Origin of the sequence: Vogesella sp. AC12, from assembly GCF_024437575.1 — a bacterium.
Taxonomy (GTDB): Bacteria; Pseudomonadota; Gammaproteobacteria; order Burkholderiales; family Chromobacteriaceae; genus Vogesella; species Vogesella indigofera.
In genome coordinates this window covers 419,464-437,647 of record NZ_JANFNU010000002.1, presented here as the reverse complement: position 1 = coordinate 437,647, position 18,184 = coordinate 419,464, and the positions used below count along the sequence as shown (strand labels likewise).

Annotated in this window: 19 protein-coding genes; 6 read left to right on the top strand and 13 right to left on the bottom strand. The window is 64.5% G+C overall.

Translation table 11 applies throughout. The annotated features are described in order from the left end of the window. Positions 1-47: 47 nt before the first annotated feature. Genes NOM55_RS05955 through NOM55_RS05945 form a run of 3 tightly spaced genes read right to left on the bottom strand, consistent with a single transcriptional unit; the run spans position 48 to position 2,939 of the window. Positions 48-539: a DUF934 domain-containing protein gene (locus NOM55_RS05955; protein ID WP_255907863.1), complete on the bottom strand. Its 492-nt coding sequence runs from the start codon at positions 537-539 to the stop codon at positions 48-50. Further along, positions 523-2,181, bottom strand: a complete 1,659-nt coding sequence (locus NOM55_RS05950) for a nitrite/sulfite reductase (RefSeq protein ID WP_255907862.1) — start codon at positions 2,179-2,181, stop codon at positions 523-525. The genes NOM55_RS05955 and NOM55_RS05950 overlap by 17 nt, the downstream gene beginning before the upstream one ends. Before the next feature lie 50 nt (positions 2,182-2,231). Next, positions 2,232-2,939: a phosphoadenylyl-sulfate reductase gene (locus NOM55_RS05945; RefSeq protein WP_255907861.1), complete on the bottom strand. Its 708-nt coding sequence runs from the start codon at positions 2,937-2,939 to the stop codon at positions 2,232-2,234. 114 nt (positions 2,940-3,053) lie between these two features. On the opposite strand from NOM55_RS05945, the gene cysB reads away from it, so the two are divergent. Next, positions 3,054-3,992: an HTH-type transcriptional regulator CysB gene (gene cysB / locus NOM55_RS05940; RefSeq protein ID WP_047967321.1), complete on the top strand. Its 939-nt coding sequence runs from the start codon at positions 3,054-3,056 to the stop codon at positions 3,990-3,992. Positions 3,993-4,079: 87 nt separating this feature from the next. On the opposite strand, the gene NOM55_RS05935 is transcribed toward cysB, so the two are convergent. Next, positions 4,080-5,231, bottom strand: a complete 1,152-nt coding sequence (locus NOM55_RS05935) for a PLP-dependent aminotransferase family protein (RefSeq protein ID WP_255907860.1) — start codon at positions 5,229-5,231, stop codon at positions 4,080-4,082. A gap of 118 nt (positions 5,232-5,349) precedes the next feature. Between NOM55_RS05935 and NOM55_RS05930 the strand changes: the two genes are divergently transcribed. Then, positions 5,350-5,766 carry a MarR family winged helix-turn-helix transcriptional regulator gene (locus NOM55_RS05930; RefSeq protein ID WP_255907859.1) on the top strand — a complete coding sequence of 139 codons (417 nt, stop codon included), beginning with the start codon at positions 5,350-5,352 and terminating at the stop codon, positions 5,764-5,766. Positions 5,767-5,812: 46 nt separating this feature from the next. On the opposite strand, the gene greB is transcribed toward NOM55_RS05930, so the two are convergent. The 4 genes from greB to NOM55_RS05910 form a co-directional block, all read right to left on the bottom strand. Continuing rightward, on the bottom strand, positions 5,813-6,370 hold the full coding sequence (gene greB, locus NOM55_RS05925; RefSeq protein WP_255907858.1) for a transcription elongation factor GreB: 558 nt from the start codon (positions 6,368-6,370) through the stop codon (positions 5,813-5,815). Positions 6,371-6,436: 66 nt separating this feature from the next. Then, the gene (locus tag NOM55_RS05920) at positions 6,437-7,669 is read right to left on the bottom strand and encodes a pseudouridine synthase (RefSeq protein ID WP_370687865.1); all 1,233 of its coding nucleotides are present in this window, start codon (positions 7,667-7,669) and stop codon (positions 6,437-6,439) included. Between the two features lie 197 nt (positions 7,670-7,866). Beyond that, complete coding sequence (gene scpB, locus NOM55_RS05915) at positions 7,867-8,490, bottom strand: SMC-Scp complex subunit ScpB (protein ID WP_120810590.1); 624 nt, start codon at positions 8,488-8,490, stop codon at positions 7,867-7,869. A 77-nt stretch (positions 8,491-8,567) separates the two neighbouring features. Next, positions 8,568-8,888: a YnfA family protein gene (locus NOM55_RS05910; protein WP_255907857.1), complete on the bottom strand. Its 321-nt coding sequence runs from the start codon at positions 8,886-8,888 to the stop codon at positions 8,568-8,570. A 436-nt stretch (positions 8,889-9,324) separates the two neighbouring features. Between NOM55_RS05910 and NOM55_RS05905 the strand changes: the two genes are divergently transcribed. Then, on the top strand, positions 9,325-10,227 hold the full coding sequence (locus NOM55_RS05905; RefSeq protein WP_255907856.1) for a hypothetical protein: 903 nt from the start codon (positions 9,325-9,327) through the stop codon (positions 10,225-10,227). Positions 10,228-10,295: 68 nt separating this feature from the next. Here NOM55_RS05905 and NOM55_RS05900 read toward each other — a convergent pair whose 3' ends face one another. The 3 genes from NOM55_RS05900 to NOM55_RS05890 all read right to left on the bottom strand — a co-directional run bounded on the left by NOM55_RS05900 (position 10,296) and on the right by NOM55_RS05890 (position 12,127). Next, on the bottom strand, positions 10,296-11,120 hold the full coding sequence (locus NOM55_RS05900) for a ScpA family protein (RefSeq protein ID WP_255907855.1): 825 nt from the start codon (positions 11,118-11,120) through the stop codon (positions 10,296-10,298). Between the two features lie 81 nt (positions 11,121-11,201). Further along, positions 11,202-11,648, bottom strand: coding sequence for a GNAT family N-acetyltransferase (locus NOM55_RS05895; RefSeq protein WP_255907854.1), 447 nt, complete (start codon positions 11,646-11,648; stop codon positions 11,202-11,204). Further along, positions 11,645-12,127, bottom strand: coding sequence for an acyl-CoA thioesterase (locus NOM55_RS05890; RefSeq protein ID WP_189354752.1), 483 nt, complete (start codon positions 12,125-12,127; stop codon positions 11,645-11,647). Before NOM55_RS05890 ends, NOM55_RS05895 begins: the two co-directional genes overlap by 4 nt. Positions 12,128-12,206: 79 nt before the next feature. On the opposite strand from NOM55_RS05890, the gene NOM55_RS05885 reads away from it, so the two are divergent. Beyond that, on the top strand, positions 12,207-13,979 hold the full coding sequence (locus NOM55_RS05885) for an ABC transporter ATP-binding protein (RefSeq protein ID WP_255907853.1): 1,773 nt from the start codon (positions 12,207-12,209) through the stop codon (positions 13,977-13,979). Between the two features lie 114 nt (positions 13,980-14,093). Next, positions 14,094-14,669 carry a putative metalloprotease CJM1_0395 family protein gene (locus NOM55_RS05880; protein ID WP_255907852.1) on the top strand — a complete coding sequence of 192 codons (576 nt, stop codon included), beginning with the start codon at positions 14,094-14,096 and terminating at the stop codon, positions 14,667-14,669. Here the strand turns inward: NOM55_RS05880 and NOM55_RS05875 are convergent. Beyond that, positions 14,653-15,114, bottom strand: coding sequence for an isoprenylcysteine carboxylmethyltransferase family protein (locus NOM55_RS05875; protein WP_255907851.1), 462 nt, complete (start codon positions 15,112-15,114; stop codon positions 14,653-14,655). The two genes, NOM55_RS05880 and NOM55_RS05875, sit on opposite strands and share 17 nt — an antisense overlap. After that, complete coding sequence (locus NOM55_RS05870; RefSeq protein ID WP_255907850.1) at positions 15,111-17,375, bottom strand: cation-translocating P-type ATPase; 2,265 nt, start codon at positions 17,373-17,375, stop codon at positions 15,111-15,113. The genes NOM55_RS05875 and NOM55_RS05870 overlap by 4 nt, the downstream gene beginning before the upstream one ends. An 89-nt stretch (positions 17,376-17,464) precedes the next feature. Between NOM55_RS05870 and cadR the strand changes: the two genes are divergently transcribed. Further along, positions 17,465-17,917 (top strand): Cd(II)/Pb(II)-responsive transcriptional regulator, encoded by a 453-nt coding sequence (cadR, locus tag NOM55_RS05865; protein ID WP_120810581.1) that lies wholly within the window; start codon positions 17,465-17,467, stop codon positions 17,915-17,917. The last annotated feature ends 267 nt before the right edge of the window (positions 17,918-18,184 follow it).

The following is an 18,184-nucleotide window of genomic DNA, read 5'->3' as shown; positions in this document are numbered from 1 at the left end:
ACCATTCTATCGAAACACCACACTTTCAGTTGCTAACAAGCAACAATTTAGCGCTGAGTGCGTCTTTTAAACAACGGCTCCGGCTGCAGTACGGTGGCCTGATACTGGTCGCTGAAATCGCGCAGGCCATCCAGTGCCGCCTCGGCCGGACGGTCGTCGCGAATCGCGAACACGGTGAAACCGACCCGTGCCAGGTACGCCAGCTGATCGCGCTGCACGTCACCAATGGCACGCAGCTCTCCCTGATAACCGTAGCGCTCGCGCAGCAATCGGGCAAGGCTATAGCCGCGGCCATCGGTAAACGCCGGGAAATCGATGGCGATCAGAGGCAGCTGCGCCAGCGCTGGCAGCAGCAGGGTCAGGTCGGCATCCGGTGCCAGCCATACCGCGGTTTGGCCGCGGCGGGCCGCAGGGTCAGGCGCCAGCCAGGCGGCCAGCGGCAGGATGACATCCTCCGCCGCGTCATAGCTTTCGTCCTCGCTGCGGATCAGGCGCCATGCATCTTCCGTGACCGCGTCGTTCTTAATGAGATTTTGCATAAACGCGCTCCTTGAATGGCTCCAGCCCGATACGGCGTACGGTCTCGATAAAGCGTTCTCCAGCCAGGCGTTGCTCCACATACAGGTTCATGATCTTCTCGAACGCCAGCGGCACGTCGGCCTGGGCAAACGACGGCCCGATCACCTTGCCGATGGCGGTGTGGTTGCCCTGGCTGCCGCCGAGGGTGATCTGGTACCACTCCTCGCCATTTTTATCAACGCCAAGAATACCGATGTTGCCGATGTGATGATGACCACAGGCATTCATGCAGCCGGAGAAGTTGCAGTCGATGTCGCCGAGGTCGAACAGGTAGTCCAGGTTGTCGAACTTCAGCTGGATCGCTTCCGCCACCGGAATGGAACGAGCATTGGCCAGCGAGCAGAAGTCGCCGCCCGGACAGCAGATGATGTCGGTCAGCAGGCCGACGTTCGGGGTAGCGAAACCGTGCTGGCGTGCCAGCTGCCACACCTCGTACAGGTCGCTTTCCTTCACGTCCGGCAGGATCAGGTTCTGTTCATGCGCCACGCGCAGCTCGCCGAAACCGAAACGGTCGGCCCAGTCGGCGGCGGCGTCCATCTGTTCGGCCGTGATGTCACCCGGCGGCACGCCAGTCTTCTTCAGCGACAGCACCACCGAACGGTAACCGGTCTGCTTGTGGCTGCGGGTATTGCGCGCCACCCACTTGGCGAACGCAGCATCGCTGACCAGCGGCACGGTAAACGCTTCCGGATTGGCGGCCAGCTGTTCATAGGCCGGGTCGGTGAAGAAGCTGGCGTAGTGCGCCACGTCCTCGTCGCGCAGCGTCGCCGCACCGTCCTTCAGGTGCGCCCACTCGTCTTCCACCTTGGCGGCGAAGGCTTCCGGCGTCAGCGCCTGTACCAGGATCTTGATGCGCGCCTTGTACTTGTTGTCACGACGACCGAAGCGGTTGTAGACACGCAGCACGGCATCGAGGTAAGTCAGCAGGTGGCGGGTCGGCAGGAACTCGCGGATGGTCTTGCCGACCAGCGGGGTGCGGCCGAGACCGCCACCGACGATGACTTTGAAGCCGACTTCACCGGCGTCGTTCTTCACCACGTGCAGGCCAATGTCGTGCACCTGGGTGGCGGCACGGTCGTCGGCGCTGCCGGACACGGCGATCTTGAATTTGCGCGGCAGGTAGGCGAATTCCGGGTGCAGCGTGCTCCACTGGCGGATGATTTCGCAGTAGGCGCGGCCATCCAGATACTCGTCGGCGGCAACACCGGCAAAGGCGTCGGTGGTGGTGTTGCGCACACAGTTGCCGGAAGTCTGGATCGCGTGCATCTCGACCTCGGCCAGCTCGGCGAGAATGTCGGGCACCCGCTCCAGCGCCGGCCAGTTGAACTGGATGTTCTGGCGCGTGGTCAGGTGGCCATAGCCACGATCATAGGTACGGGCGATGTGGGACAGCTTGCGCAGCTGGGTGCTGGACAGGTGGCCATAGGGAATGGCGACGCGCAGCATCGGTGCGTGGCGCTGCACATAGAGGCCATTCATCAGCCGCAGCGGGCGGAATTCGTCTTCCGACAGCTCGCCGGCCAGGTAGCGGCGGGTCTGGTCGCGGAACTGCTCGACGCGCTCGCGCACCAGGCGGTGATCCACTTCATCGTACTTGTACATGCTTCTGTTTCCTCAAGCGGTATTGGCCGCAGTGCTTGCGGCCAACCTTGTCAGGCATTCGGGCGTTTCAGCGGACTGGCCTTCACGTGCAGGCCACATTCCTTGGATTCCGGGTTTTCCCACCACCAGCGACCGGCACGGATGTCCTCGCCGACGGAAATCGGCCGGGTACAGGGCGCACAGCCGATGGACGGCACATGCTTGTCGTGCAGGCTGTTGTAGGGCACGTCGTTGGCGCGGATATATTCCCACACTTCTTTTTCGGTCCACTCGATCAGCGGGTTGAACTTCATCAGGCCGTTGTCGGCGTCGAACTCGCGATCGGTAAGATCCTGTCGTGTCGGCGACTGTTCGCGGCGCAGGCCGGTAATCCACGCCGACAGGCCGCCCAGCGCGCGCTTCAGCGGCTCGATCTTGCGGATATGGCAACAGGACTTGCGCAGCTCGACGCTGTTATAAAAAGCGTTGATGCCGTTACTGTTGACGTAAGCTTCCAGCGCCGTCGCATCCGGATAGTAAACACGGATCGGATGGCCGGGATAGCGTTCGCCGACCTGCTGCATCAGGGTGTAGGTTTCCACCGGCAGGCGCCCGGTATCAAGGCTGAAAATGCCGATCGGCAGGTTGCGGCTGGCGATCAGGTGCATCAGCACCATGTCTTCCGCACCAAAGCTGTTGGCCAGCGCAACGGGCGCGTGGTCGCGGGCGATGGTATCGAGCAGGGCTTCGGTATGCGCTAGCTTGTCGGCAAGGCTCATCGTGGGGCCTCCAGTGGGCGTTCGGTCTGAAGTCTGCCATGGTAGCGAAAGCCTTTAAAGCCGAAAAGAATATTGTGTTAGTATTTAATTACTTTAGGTTTTAAGGAGCGCACGATGAAACTCCAGCAGTTACGCTATCTGGTCGAAGTCGCCAAGCAGGGCCTGAACGTGTCCGAAGCGGCAGAAAAGCTGCACACCTCGCAGCCGGGCATCTCCAAGCAGATCCGCCTGCTGGAAGACGAACTCGGCATCCAGGTGTTCATCCGCAACGGCAAGCGCGTGGTCGCGGTGTCGGAGCCGGGCAAGGAAGTGCTACGCATCTCGGAACGCATCCTGCGTGAGGCACAGAACCTCAAACGTGTCGGCGACGAATTCTCCAAGGAAGCGGAAGGCGCGCTCACCATCGCCACCACCCACACCCAGGCCCGCTACGCGCTGCCCAAGGTGATCGCCGAATTCGTGCAGCGCTACCCGAAAGTGCGGCTGTCGATCAAGCAAGGCAGCCCGACACAGATCTGCGACATGGTGGTGTCCGGCGAGGCCGACCTCGCCATCGCCACCGAAGGCATCTCGCTGTACAAGGAACTGGCGATGCTGCCCTGCTACGAGTGGAACCGCAGCATCGTGGCGCCGGACGGCCACCCGCTGTTGGCGCTGCAGCGGCCGCTGACGCTGGACGACATCGTCGCACACCCGATCATCACCTACGATTTCGCCTTTGCCGGCCGCTCCAAGATCAACCAGGCCTTCACCAGCATCGGCAAGACACCGAACGTGGTGCTGACCGCGATCGACACCGACGTGATCAAGACCTACGTCAAGCTCGGCCTCGGCATCGGCATCATCGCCAGCATGGCGTTCGAGGCCGAACGCGACATCGGGCTGCAGGCGCGCGACGCCAGCCACCTGTTCGACGCCTCGGTGACCAAGATCGGGCTGCGCAAGGACGCCTACCTGCGCGGCTACGCCTACACCTTCATCGAGTTGTTCGCACCGCATCTGCACCGCAAGGAAGTGGACGCCGCGCTGCATCACGGTGACGACGAGGAATAAGCCGCCAGCAACAAAGGTTGGCCGCAACGAAAAAGGCACCCGGACGGGTGCCTTTTTTGCTGGCCGCCGTGGCGGCGAGGCTAACGATTACTGCGTGTCGCGGATCAGCTTGGCAAGACGGGCGACGCCTTCCTCGATGCGATCCGGCGTGGCGTGGCTGAAGTTCAGGCGCAGGCGGCCAATGCCGTCGGCCTGGTTGGCGTAGAACGGCTCGCCGGGCATGAACGCCACGTTGTGCTCGCCCAGCGCCACCTTCAGCAGCTCGCGAGTGTCGCGCGTGGTTTTCAGCTTCAGCCAGAAGAACAGGCCACCCTGCGGCACCTGCCAGTCGGCCAGATCGGCAAAGTGCTTTTCCAGCGCGGTCTGCATCGCGTCGCGGCCAACCTTGTACTTGGCCTGCAGCCCGGCCAGATGTGCCGGGTAGTTGCCACTCTTCAGCCACTCGCTGATGAACCACTGCCCCAGACGGTTGGAGTGCAGATCGACCGCCTGCTTCAGCTTCAGCAGGTAGGGCATCAGGTCCGGTGAGGCGATCAGGTAACCGATGCGCAGCCCCGGTGCCAGTGTCTTGGAGAAGGAGCCGCAGTAGATCCACGACGCCGACTTCAGGTGGGTGACCAGCGGAGCCGGCGCGTCGCCGTCGTAGGACAGCGCGCGGTACGGGTCATCCTCGATCAGCACGGTGCCGGCGGCGTCGATAACCTCGGCCAGCGCCTGGCGCGTGTCCACGCTGTAACAGGCGCCGGACGGGTTCTGGAAGGTCGGAATCAGGTAGGCAAGGCGTGCCTTGCTGCTGTCCAGTGCCGCTGCCAGCGTGGCTGCCGGCAGCTGGCCGTCCACTTGCTGCACGGTGGTGATGTCGGCACCGAACAGCTTGAATACCTGCAGCGCCGCGAGATAGGTCGGGCCTTCGGTGATCACCGGTGTACCCGGATCGATGAACAGCTTGGCGGCGAGGTCCAGCGCCTGCTGCGAGCCGGACAGCACCAGCACCTGCGACGGGTCGCACTGCAGGCCGATACGGGCCGCTTCACGGGTAATCTGCTCGCGCAGTTCCGGTTCACCTTCGCTGGTGCCGTACTGCGCCAGTGCTGGCGGTACGCCCTTGAAATCCAGTGCCGGCAGGCAATCCGCGGCCGGCAGGCCGCCGGCAAACGAGATCACTTCCGGGCGTTGTGCCGCAGCCAGGATCTCGCGGATCAGTGAACCGGACAGGCGTTCGACGCGCTCTGAAAACATGTTACTCTCCTCTGGAAGACAGGTATTTATTAGTCAAATTGTTTGACCAACTTAACGCTTAATGACCTTTACGTCAACCATGATTTCCTTGCCAGATTCCTTTGTTTTGCGCGACGCCATGAAGGCGTTTTTTCATGCCTACCAGGCCTTTACCGACAAGCCGGACGAAATGCTGGCGCGGCGCGGCCTGGCGCGGGTGCATCACCGCATCCTGTTCTTCGTGGCACTGTATCCCGCGCTGTCGATCAAGGACCTGCTGGCCTGTCTCGATGTCACCAAACAGGCGATCAACATCCCGCTGCGGCAGCTGATCGAGATGGGGCTGATCGCCACCGACACCGCCAGCCACGACAAGCGGGTGAAGGAGCTGCGCCTGACCGAGGAAGGTCGCAAGCTGGAAGAGGCGCTGCACCGCGAACAGGCACGCCTGCTGATGCAGGCGTTTGCCGAGGCCGGCCAGGACGCCACCGAAGGCTGGCTCAAGGTCAACCAGGCGATGAGCCTGCTCAGCAAGTCCGACATTCCGCGCAACTGACACGCCATGCGGCCAACGTTGGCCGCAACGGCGCCCTCCCCGATACTCAGGCTATGCGCTCGTAGCGCACCTCCAGAATCTCGATTTCCTCCTCGCCGTCCGGCCCGCGGAAGAACACCGTGTCGCCCTCGCGCGCCTTGATCAGCGTGCGTGCGATCGGCGAAATCCAGCTGATGTGGCCGCGCGCCAGATCAATCTCGTCGACGCCGACGATGCGCAGCAGCTGCTCTTTGCCGTCACCGCGCTGGATCAGCACCGTGGCAGAGAAGAACACCTGGTCGGTGGCCTCGCGCAGCTCCGGATCGACCACCTCGGCGATTTCCAGCCGCTTGGTGAGGAAACGGATGCGGCGGTCGATCTCGCGCAGACGGCGCTTGCCGTACAGGTAGTCGCCGTTCTCCGAGCGGTCGCCGTTGCTGGCCGCCCAGTTCACCACCTGCGTCATGTGCGGACGCTCGTGCTTGACCAGCTGGTTCAGCTCCTCGCGCAGGCGGTGCCAGCCGGCCGGCGTGATGTAGTTCTTGCTCGCGGCCGGCAGCCGCTGTTCCGCCGGCAGCTCGTCGTCGTGCTCGTCGTCCTGCTCGCGGGTAAAGGCTTTGCTCATGATGGAGATCCCGGAATAAAAAACGCCCCCGGCCGGAGCAGGAGGCGTTGATGGTCGACAACAGGCTTACTTGGCCGCGTCGCCGCCGCGTACCTTGATCTGACCGGTAGAGGTCAGCCCGGCCCACTTCATCACCGCAGCCACTTCGGCTTCGTTCAGCTCGTAATACTGACCGCGCTTGAGGCGCGGTGGCAAGCCGATATTGCCGAAACGGACGCGGATCAGGCGGCTGACCGAAATGCCGAAGTGCTCGAACATGCGGCGCACTTCGCGGTTACGGCCTTCGCGGATCACCACCTTGTACCAGCGGTTGGCGCCCTCGTCGGCACCACCCTGCTCGCTGATGCGCTGAAAGTGGGCGGTGCCGTCTTCCAGTTCGATGCCGGCGGTCATTTCCTTCATCTGCTCGCGGGTCAGCTCGCCCAGCACCCGTACCGCGTACTCACGGTCGAACTCGAAGCTCGGGTGCATCATGCGGTTGGCCAGCTCGCCGCTGGTGGTCACCAGCAGCAGGCCGGAAGTGTTGACGTCGAGACGGCCGATCGCCACCCAGCGGCTGGACTTGGCCTGCGGCAGGCGGTCGAACACGGTGACACGGCCACCCGGGTCGTCACGCGACACGATCTCGCCTTCCTGCTTGTGGTACATGATCACGCGCGGCAGGCGGTCGGCCCACTTCAGCTTGATCGGGTTGCCCTTGGCGGTCACGCGGTCCTGCGGGCCGACCTTGTCGCCCAGCGCCGCCTTCTTGCCGTTGACGGTGATGAAGCCGGCCTCGATCCACTCTTCCATCTCGCGACGGGAGCCAACGCCGGAGGCGGCCAGCGCCTTCTGCAGCCGTACCGGCTCGATATTGCTGTAGTCGACGCGGGTTTCGCGCAGACGGGCGGAACGCTCGGCGATTTCCTGCTTCGGCGCGCGCAGCGCCAGTTTCTTGGCGCGCGGTACCTTTACCGCCGGCGCCTCGCGGCGCGCCTTGCCGAATTCGTTGCTGCCACGGCCATCCGGCGACGGTGCGCCGCCCGGAACCGCGAAATTCTTGTTGCCGAACTGACGCTCGTGCTTGAACGCGGCTTCGCCACGGCCGGCATTGCGACGATCGTCCTGGTGGAAAGCCTGGCCATCGCGGCGGGTGGCCGGACGGGTATCCGGATCCAGCGGCTTGCCGTCACGACGGCTGGTAGCCGGTGCGCGGCGACCATCGGGATTGGATGCGGTTGTGTCACGGCGGCTCTGCGCGGCCGGTGCCACGTTGCGGGCATCAGCCGGGTAAGTGCTACCGTCACGACGGGTTTTCATCACGGTTTTCGGCAGCGGCTTGCCGCTTGGTGCCGCAGCAGGCGTACTGCGAGGGTTGAAGCTGGCCGGGGCCTTGGGCTGCAGCGGTTTGCCGCCGAAGGCCGGGCGATCGCTGGACGGGTTGCGGGATTGGCCGGATTCCTGGCCACGGACGCGGGCGACGGGTTGGCGCGCGTGATTGCGTTGTCCTTTAGACATCATGATTCCTGTTCAGTATTTTGGGGCGCCTCATCAGCGAGGGGCACTTCACCGTCCTCATCCACGTTGGCCGCAAGCTGCTCCGGCAACACCAGCGTGCCCAGCTCCGCCAGCGGCGGCAGGTCACGCAGGGTGTTGAAACCCAGATCATCGAGAAACTTGTGGGTGCTGGCGTACAAGCCAGGACGGCCGGGCACGTCTTTATGCCCGATCACTTCGATCCAGCCCCGCTCCAGCAGGGTCTGCATCACACTGGTCGACACCGACACGCCGCGGATGGATTCGATATCCCCGCGGGTGACCGGCTGTTTATAGGCAATGATGGCCAGTGTTTCCATCACGGCACGCGAATAACGCGGCGGTTTTTCCGGCGTCAGTCGCGCAAGGTAGGGGGTGAACTCGGCGCGCGCCCGAAAGCGCCAGCCGGAGGCGAGCTTGACCAGCTCCACGCCCCTGCCCTTCCAGTTCTGCCGGATCTCGTCGAGGATGTCATTGATCAGCGCCGCCTTCACGTCTTCGGTGAACAGCTTTTTCAGCTGGCCGACGGTGAGCGGCTCCTGCGCCGTCAACAGCGCGGTTTCCAGCACGATCTTGAGGTAATTAAGGTCGGTAATGGTCGACATGACAGCCCCGGAACAACGGGCACAACAGAACGGAAGGTGCGGATTTTACACGATTTTTTGCCAAACCGCGCATTTATTCACGAGCGCGGCGCCAGCATGATCACCGCCATGCCGGCCAGACACAGCCCGACCCCGGCCACATCCCACAAGGTTGGCCGCACGCCGTCCACCGCCCACAGCCACACCAGTGCCACCGACACATACACCCCGCCGTAGGCGGCGTAGATACGCCCCGACGCATCCGGATGCAGGGTGAGCAGCCAGGCGAACAGCGCGAGACTCGCCGCCGCCGGCAGCAGCAGCCACGGCGAAGCGCCTTTCTTCAGCCACAGCCACGGCAGATAGCAGCCGACGATCTCGGCCAGCGCCGTCAGCACGAACAGGCCGAAGGTGTGCATGGGGGTTCCTTTACTGATGTCGTGTTGATTGTGAGGATGGCCGGCATGGCGCTGGGGCTTGCGGCCAACCTTGTTTGCCGGTGAACGTCGCTTGCGGTGGGCTGGCATGATGCCACAGAGTATGGGTGGCATGTCGGGATTGCTCGAACGCTAAAAGCGTTGGCCGCAAGGATTGATGCCAAACAAACCAGCAAAGCAATTTAACTTGCCCCAATGAGATTTTATATTATGATTTAAAAATTATTTGACATTAAAACTAATTTATCACAATCGAGCATCTCGTGTTGCTGTGCTCTTTTCAGAAATGAAACTCAGAAACCACTTGATATTACAAGTAAATTTTAATAACAAGCTCGACTTGGGCACAGTCCAACACGCTATACACACACTTGTGTGTACATTTCACGTTAGCCATCACCATACGAGGACTCTTTGAATGGCTCTTAAAACCTGTGAATTCGAAGAGGCCGAATATCGCGGACCTCTATTCAATCAATTATCAACGTCTAGTCTGCTGTGGGAGCCTGGCCAAGTCTTTGAAAAGCATATTGGTATAGATCATGCACTCTTTACCACTCATGCATATCTCCACGCGCTTCACGGCCACAACATGCCATTAGATGGTGTCGTCCTGTCTCGGTATAACTGGGATTACATCTGGGCAGTCCGCCGCTCAAAGAAGAAGCTCCCGTCGTTTCGGCTAAATGTGTTCATTCAAGCCAAACGCCCACAGTATGGTCGTTACGCACCAAAGGTACTCAAAGCCAAAGGACTTAAGTCCCCATATTGGAGATTCGAGGTAACACCCCATCAACAAGTCGCTCTTGAGAAGCTTCAACAGCGGCTAAATAGTCGAGCAATCGTTTGTTACGCATGTCCGGCTTTTCACAAGGAGTCGATCCTCCACAAGTGGACGGTGCAACCCCAGATAGTCGAGAACTCTACCTTTCCAGACGTTGCCACACTTAGTGGCCATTCCGCTTGGAACTTCTCTGAGCCGGGAGCGCGCGGAGTCGCCAACATCGATCCAACTGCAAGCGATGCCCCATCTCTTCTCGAAAGAGTTAGTCTCCTTATCGAACGAGGGGGCCAAGAATCTGGGACAGCAGTCGAGGAGCTTCAGTTTTTATCGCAAGCAGTGAAACTTGCTATGGAATCGGTTTCAGATGAGGCAACTCATATTCAGGCACGTTTTTTTGAAGGCGCAAGAACACTGCAAGAAATTGCTAGCGAATTCGCGAACGGCGAAGAACGAGAGGCATTAGCTGCTTACGCAACTGTCCTCCATTTCTGCTATCTGAATCGCCTTAAATGGCTGGTTGCTGGTCATGCTGGCTAACGCATCCACTCCACCTAACCTGCGCGAAAAACCGCGCAGGTCGGTGAATTCAGGCGTTCTCTCCCCCCCTACACCACCGCCAACCTCACATAAATAGGCTGGTACGGCGCGTCCTGGCTGACCCTGACCATGCCCTCCTTCACCAGCTCCAGCACGGCGATGAAGTTGACCACCAGGTGGGCGACGCCCTTGCCGATGTCGAACAGCTCCTCGAAGGCGACATAATCACGGCCGTCGAGGTAGCGCACGATCCAGCTCATCTGCTCGCGCACCGACAGCTCGTCCTGTTTCACCTTGTGGTGGCGGTTGTGCTTGGCACGCGACAGGATGGACAGCCACGCCTGGCGCAGGTCCAGCGCGCTGACTTCCGGCAGCCGCTGCTCGGCGGACTGCTCCACCAGCACCGCCAGCCAGGCGAAGTCGCGGTCGGCCTGCGGCAGCTTGTCCAGCGCCAGTGCCGCCAGCTTCATCTGTTCGTACTCCAGCAGCCGGCGCACCAGCTCGGCGCGCGGGTCGTCCGGGTCGTCCTCGCCTTCCACCGGCGGCCGCGGCAGCAGCAGCCGCGACTTGATCTCGATCAGCAGCGCCGCCATCAGCAGGTATTCCGCCGCCAGCTCGAACTGGCCGGCCTTCATCACCTCGACATAGCCCATGTACTGCGCGGTGACGTCGGCCATCGGGATGTTGAGCACGTCGAGGTTCTGCTTGCGGATCAGGTACAACAGCAGGTCGAGCGGGCCTTCGAAGCTGTCCAGAATCACCTGCAGCGCGTCGGGCGGGATGAACAGGTCCTGCGGGATTTCCAGTACCGGCTGGCCGAACACGTGCGCGATCGGCAGCGCCGGCGGCAGTTCGGGCGCGGAAAGCTGGAAGTCGGCAAGCGGTTCGGTCATGGTCGGGGGAAACGGGTGGGCGGCAAGGGGGGCATTGTACGGCCAGCTGTGCGCGAGCGGAACAAGGTTGGCCGCAAGGACTCAGGGCGGCGCCTGCCACACCAGCTCGAGGAAATCGGCGCCGGCGTGCTCGATGCGGTAGCCGAGCGCGGCATAGAAGGCGTGCACGCGGCGGTCGCGGCGCAGGCAGCTCAGCCGCACCTGCTCGCCGGGGCGGCACAGTGCCTGCACCAGTCGCATCGCGTGCCGGCCGCAACCGCTGCGCTGCTGCGCCGGCGGCACCACCAGCAGGTCGACGATCAGGCCGGCATCGTCGCGGCGCAGGCTGAGCAGCGCGCGGTTGGCGCCGCCATCCTGGAACCAGAACAGCGACGCCGCCTGGTGGCTGGCGGCGAAGCGCTGCCGTTGCAGTGCCTCGTCCCAGCGTGCGATGCGGCGCAGCCCGGCCATCATCGCGTCGCGGTACAGCGCGTAGGCGGCCTGCTGCTCGCCGGCCAGCAGCGGTTGCAGCGCGCCGCCGTGGCTCACTCGGCGGCGGCCTGCATGTGCTGTTCCGCTTCCATGCGCATCTTCTTGCGGATTTCCGCCTCGCGGAAGCGCTTCTTGTGGGTATCGCTGTCCAGCGACAGCGCCGGCACCGGCATCGCCTTGCCGTTGTCGAACGCCACCATGGTGAAGTAGCAGCTGTTGGTGTGGCGCACGCTGCGCTTCTGGATGTCCTCGGCGATCACCTTGATGCCGACCTCCATCGAGGTGCGGCCAACGTGGTTGACGCTGGCGAGGAAGGTCACCATCTCGCCGACGTGAATCGGCTGCTTGAACAGCACCTGGTCGACCGACAGCGTGACCACGTAGCAGCCGGCGTAGCGGCTGGCACAGGCGTAGGCGACCTGGTCCAGCAGTTTCAGCAGCACGCCGCCGTGCACGTTGCCGGAAAAATTGGCCATATCCGGCGTCATCAGCACCGACATGGTGAGTTCGCGCTGGTTTACAGTGTGTTCAAGCATTGCTTCCTATCCTTTATGCATTTTTGTGGCACGGCAGCGTACAATCGTTGCCCGCCCTCTTGTTTGTGCTGTCGCCATCATGTCATCCCTGTCCCGATTGTTCCAGTACGCGCGGCGATATCGCCGTGACGTCTACCTGGCCAGCTGCTTTTCCGTGGTCAACAAGTTCTTCGACATCCTGCCCGAGGTGCTGATCGGCGTGGCGGTGGACGTGGTGGTCAACCGCGACGCGTCCTTCCTGGCGGCGCTGGGGGTGACCGATGCCTTCACGCAGCTGCTGTGGCTGGGCTTGCTGACGGTGCTGATCTGGGGTGGCGAATCGCTGTTCGAATACCTGTACCAGCTGCGCTGGCGCAATCTGGCGCAGAACCTGCAGCACGACCTGCGGCTGGACGCCTACCAGCACATGCAGAAGCTGCCGCTGTCCTACTTCGAGGACAAGAGCACCGGCAAGCTGATGTCGGTGCTCAACGACGACATCAACCAGCTGGAACGCTTCCTCAACGGCGGCGCCAACAGCATCATCCAGGTGCTGTGCTCGACGGTGATGGTCAGCGCGGTGTTCTTCTATCTGGCGCCGACGCTGGCGGTGATCGCGCTGGCGCCGATCCCGCTGATCCTGTACGGCACCTTCTGGTTCCAGAAGCGCATCGCGCCGCGCTACGCCGCAGTGCGCGAGGCGGCGGCGGTGATCAGCGGCCGGCTGAACAACAACCTGCTCGGCGTCGCCACCATCAAGGCGTTCACCGCCGAGGCGTTCGAGGCGGCGCACATCCGTGATGCCAGCGAGCACTACCGCGCCACCAACGCCGCCGCCATCCGCCTGTCGTCGGCCATCATCCCGGTGATCCGCATGGCCATCCTGTCCGGCTTCGTGGTGACGCTGGTGTACGGCGGCCACCTGGCGCTCACCGGCGCCATCGGCGTCGGCAGCTATTCGGTGCTGGTGTTCCTGACCCAGCGCCTGCTGTGGCCGCTGACCGGCCTCGCCGACATCGCCGACCTGTACCAGCGCTCGATGACCGCCATCGACCGCGTGCTGGACATCCTGCAGGCGCCGCTGTCCATCGACTACCACGGCCGTGCGCTGCCGCACGACAGCGTCAGCGGCCAGCTCAGCTTCAGCCACCTGTCGTTCGGCTATGGCGATCTCACCGTGCTGCACGACATCTCGCTGACCATCCCGCCGGGGCGCACGGTGGCCTTTGTCGGCGCCACCGGCTCCGGCAAGAGCACGCTGGTCAAGCTGCTGCTGCGCTTCTACGACGCGCAGCACGGCGAGATCCGCCTCGACGGCCAGGACATCCGCCAACTGGCGCTGACCGACCTGCGCCGCGCCATCGGCTATGTCAGCCAGGACGTGTTCCTGACAGACGGCAGCGTGGCGCAGAACATCGCCTACGGCATGCCCGAAGTTGGCCGCGACGCCATCGTTGCCGCCGCGCGCGCCGCCGAGGCGCACGAGTTCATCGCGCGCCTGCCGCTGGGCTACGACACCCCGATTGGCGAACGCGGCCAGAAGCTGTCCGGCGGCCAGCGCCAGCGGCTGGCGCTGGCGCGCGCGATCCTGAAAGACCCGAAGATCCTGATCCTCGACGAGGCCACCAGCGCGGTGGACAACGAGACCGAAGCCGCCATCCAGCGCTCGCTGGACGTGGTGTCGCGCGGCCGCACCACGGTGGTGATCGCGCATCGCCTGTCCACCGTGCGCCACGCGCACTGCATCCACGTGATGGAGCACGGCCGCCTGATCGAGTCCGGCACCCACGACACGCTGCTGGCGCAGGACGGCAGCTACGCCGCGCTGTGGCGGCTGCAGACCGGCGAGCGCAGCGCCGACAAGGTTGCGTAAACCGCCGCGCACGGCAAGCCATTGATCCGGCAGCCATTTCCATGACAACAGCCCGGCATGTCGCCGGGCTATTTTCTATACTGCAAGCCGGTATCCGTCTGGCGGGCAGCGCTCATGGACATCTCCGGCTCCGGCACCCTTTACGCGGCAAGCAGCCTCTCCCGCCATGCGGCGGGTTGCCCGTGCCCGGCCTGCCAGCGCCAGGCGGCGACCGTTGCGGCCAACGTTGGCCGCAACCGCGCCGGCGAGCCGCTAAGCCGTGCCGAACAGCAGCAACTCAGCCGGCTGCAACAGCGTGACGACGAGGTCCGCCGCCACGAGCAGGCACATCTGGCCGCCAGTGGCGGGCTGGCGCGCGGCGGCGCCAGCTACCAGTACCAGACCGGGCCGGACGGCCAGCGCTACGCCGTCGGTGGCGAAGTCAGCATCGAGGTCAGCCCCGGCCGCACGCCACAGCAGACACTGGACAAGGCGCGCACCATCCGCAACGCGGCACTGGCACCGGCGCAACCCTCGGCGCAGGATCTCGCCGTCGCACAGCAGGCCGCCCGCATGGCGCAGCAGGCCGAGCAGCAACTGCGGGCAAGCGAATCCGCCAGCGCTGGCAGTGCGCAACAGGCCCGGCTGCAACGCGCCTACCGCGCCGACGAGCCACTGCCCAGCGGGCTGCTGCTCAGCACCAGCGCCTGACGCGGCGGCAATAGGCGGCATAATCCTCGCCGAAACGCGCCGCCAGCGCCCGCTCCTCCGGCGCGATCTGGAAACGGTTCAGCCACAGCACGAACAGCAGCGGCCCCAGCAGCGCCGGCCACTGCTGCAGCCACCACGCCCAGGCCAGCAACAGGCACAGCATGCCCAGATACATCGGATTGCGGCTGACACGATAGAAACCGCTGACCACCAGCGTCGAGCTGTTTTGCGGCGTTAGCGGATTGACGGTGGTGTGCTGGCGCACGAAAGCCAGCACCGCACTGCCTTCCAGCAACACGGCCAGCGCCAGCAGCAGCCAGAGCGGCCACGACTCCGCCGCCGGCGGCGGCCAGCCACCACGCCACCACGTCAGCGCCGCCATCAGCGCGGCACACGCAAGCCCGACCAGCGGCGGCGGGATACGACACTCCAGCCAGCGCATCATGTTGTCTCCTTTCCCTGTTCATCGCCCAGCCGTGCCCGCGCCAGGCGCAGGCCGTTGCCGATCACCAGCAGGCTGGCGCCGACATCGGCGAACACCGCCATCCACAGCGTGGCGACCCCGGCCAGCGCCAGCACGAAGAACAGCAGCTTGATCACCAGCGCGATCACGATATTGGCGCGCAGCACCGCCATGCTGCGCCGCGCGTGGGCGAACAGCAGCGGCAGCTTGTCGAGGCGGTCGTCCATCAGCGCCACCTGTGCCGTCTCCAGCGCGGTATCCGATCCGGCCGCGCCCATCGCGATGCCGAGATCCGCCTGCGCCAGCGCCGGCGCATCGTTGACGCCATCGCCGACCATCGCCACCGCGCCCTCGCGCTGCGCTGCGGCCAACCTTTGCAGCTTGTCGTCCGGCAACAGGCCGCCGTGCGCCTCGTCCAGACGCAGCGCGGCGGCGACGCGGCGCACCACCGCCGGCTGGTCACCGGACAGCATCAGCACGCGCAGCCCCTGCGCCTGCAAGGCGGCAATGGTGGGTTCTGCCTGCGGCCGCAGCGTGTCGTTGACGTGCAGCAGCCCCAGCAGCGCACCATCGGCCAGCAACAGCAGATAGCCCTCGCCCTGCGCTTCCAGCGGCGCCAGCAGCGCGTCCAGTTGCGCCGCCGCCACACCCTGCGCCAGCGCCAGCCGGCGATTGCCCAGCGCCAGTTGCCGGCCGCCGGCACTACCCAGCATGCCCAGCCCCGGCAGCTCCGTCACCGCGCCGTGCAGCGCGGCGGCGGCAACGTTGGCCGCAGCCGCGCGCCGGCACACCGCGCGCGCCAGCGGATGGGTGGAGTGCTGCTCCAGCGCCGCCGCCAGCGCCAGCACCGTCGCCTCGTCGTGGCCGTCGGCCAGCAGCTCGACGCGCGTCACCGCCACCGTGCCGCTGGTGAGGGTGCCGGTCTTGTCCAGTGCCACGGTGCGGATGCGCGCGGCGGCTTCCAGCGCGGCGCCGCCCTTGATCAGCATGCCGTGGCGCGCGGCGGCGGCCAGTGCCGACACCAGCGTCACCGGGGTGGCGATCACCAGCGCGCAGGGGCAGGCGATCACCAGCAGCACCAGTGCCTTGTACAGCGCCGCCTGCCAGCCCAGCAGCCCCAGCATCGGCAGCGCCACTGCCAGCAGCACGGCCAGCACCACTACCAGCGGCGTGTAGCGCGCGGCGAAGCGGTCGATGAAGCGCTGCGTCGGCGCCTTGCCGGCCTGCGCCTCGCGCACGCTGCGGATGATGCGCGCCAGCACGCTGCCGTCGGCCGGCGCGGTGACGCGCAGCTGCACCAGCGCGCCGCCGTTGATGGCGCCGGCGAACACCGCGTCGCCCGGTCCCTTGTCCAGCGGCAGGCTCTCGCCGGTGATCGGCGCCTCGTTGAACTGGCTGTGGCCGGCGCTGATCTCGCCGTCCAGCGGCACCCGCTCGCCGGGGCGCACGCGCACGATGCGGCCAACCTTGACCGTTGCCACCGCCACCTCCTGCCAGCTGTCACCGTGCTGCAGCCAGGCGGTTTCCGGGCGCAGCGCCATCAGCGCCTTCACCGCGTCGCCGGCGCGCGCCAGCGCCCGTGCCTCCAGTTTTTCCGACAGCGCGAACAGGAACAGCACCATCGCCGCTTCCGGCCACTGCCCGAGCAGCATCGCGCCGAGCACCGCCAGGCTCATCAGGAAATAGATGTTCAGCGTCGCCGTCTTCAGCGCGAACCAGCCCTTGCGCGCGGTGCTGCGTCCGGCCAGCAGCATGGCCGGCACGGCGCAGGCCACCACCGGCACGCTGGCATCGCCGGCGCCAGCGAAGGCCAGCGCCTCGGCCAGTGCCGCCAGGGCGCCGGCCAGCCACAGCTGCCAGCCGGCTTGCCCGTGCGTAGCGACGGCGGCGGGGGCGGCACTCGCGTGCAGCGTGGCGGGCATGCCGATCGCCGACAGTGCCACCAGCACCTCGGTCTCGACCACGCCGTCGTGGTGCAGCGTCACCGTTCGCTCGATGTAGTTGAAGGACAGGTCGTTGACGCCGGCCAGCGGGCGCAGCACCTTGGCGATCAGCTGGCCCTCGGTGGGGCAATCCATCGCCGGAATCGCCAGCTGCAGACGCTCGCCGGCGGTGTTGGCCGGCGGCGGGGTCTCGGTGTGGGCGGCATGATCGTGGCCGCTGTGGTCATGGCCGTGGTGTTCCGGCGTGGCGCAGGATGCGCCTGCGCCGGCGGCGGGCTGGTGCTTGCAACAAGAGGACATGGCGGGCTCCCGCAGATTTCATTCGTGTATTGCACACCCTGTAGCTACTATAGGGTCAAGCACGAATTGATGATCGCGGGAGCAAGCTGATGCAAATCGGGGAATTGGCCAGACAGACTGGCTGCGAGGTGGAAACCATCCGCTACTACGAGCGCGAGGGACTGCTGCCGGCACCGGCGCGCAGCGCCAGCGGTTATCGCCGCTACGAGCCGGGCCATGTAGAGCAGCTCAACTTCATCCGCCACTGCCGTTCGCTGGGCATGTCGCTGGCCGACATCCGCCAGCTGGCCGACTACCACCAGCATCCGGCACCGGAGCCCTGCGACCGCGTCAATGCGCTGATCGACGACCAGATCCGCCGCGTGCACAGCCAGATCGAGACGCTGCAGCAGCTGGAGCAGCAGTTGCTGGCCTTGCGCGGGCGCTGCCACAGCCCGCACACGCTGGCCGATTGCGGCATCCTGAAAACGCTGGAAGACGCCTCCAGTGGCGAGCCGTGCGTCTGCCATCCGCCGGCGACAGGCAAAAAAATAGCCGGCTAAGAAGCCGGCCTAACAACGCTCGTAAAGGGAATCCAAGGAATAAACCTCGTACACAATCCCCGGATGTACGAGGCATCAGTCAATTCTGATTCAGCACTCGGCTGATGCCTTTCAGCGGTATCACTACCACTGATCACAACCTGTCACTGGCGGCGCGAGTCGGGAGGAGAATCCGTTCTGCAGCCTGGAGCCAGCGTCGGTTGTCGTTACGAGCCACAACACAACACAGAGAGTGATTGCAGTATAAGCAGGCCCTAGACATTCCGG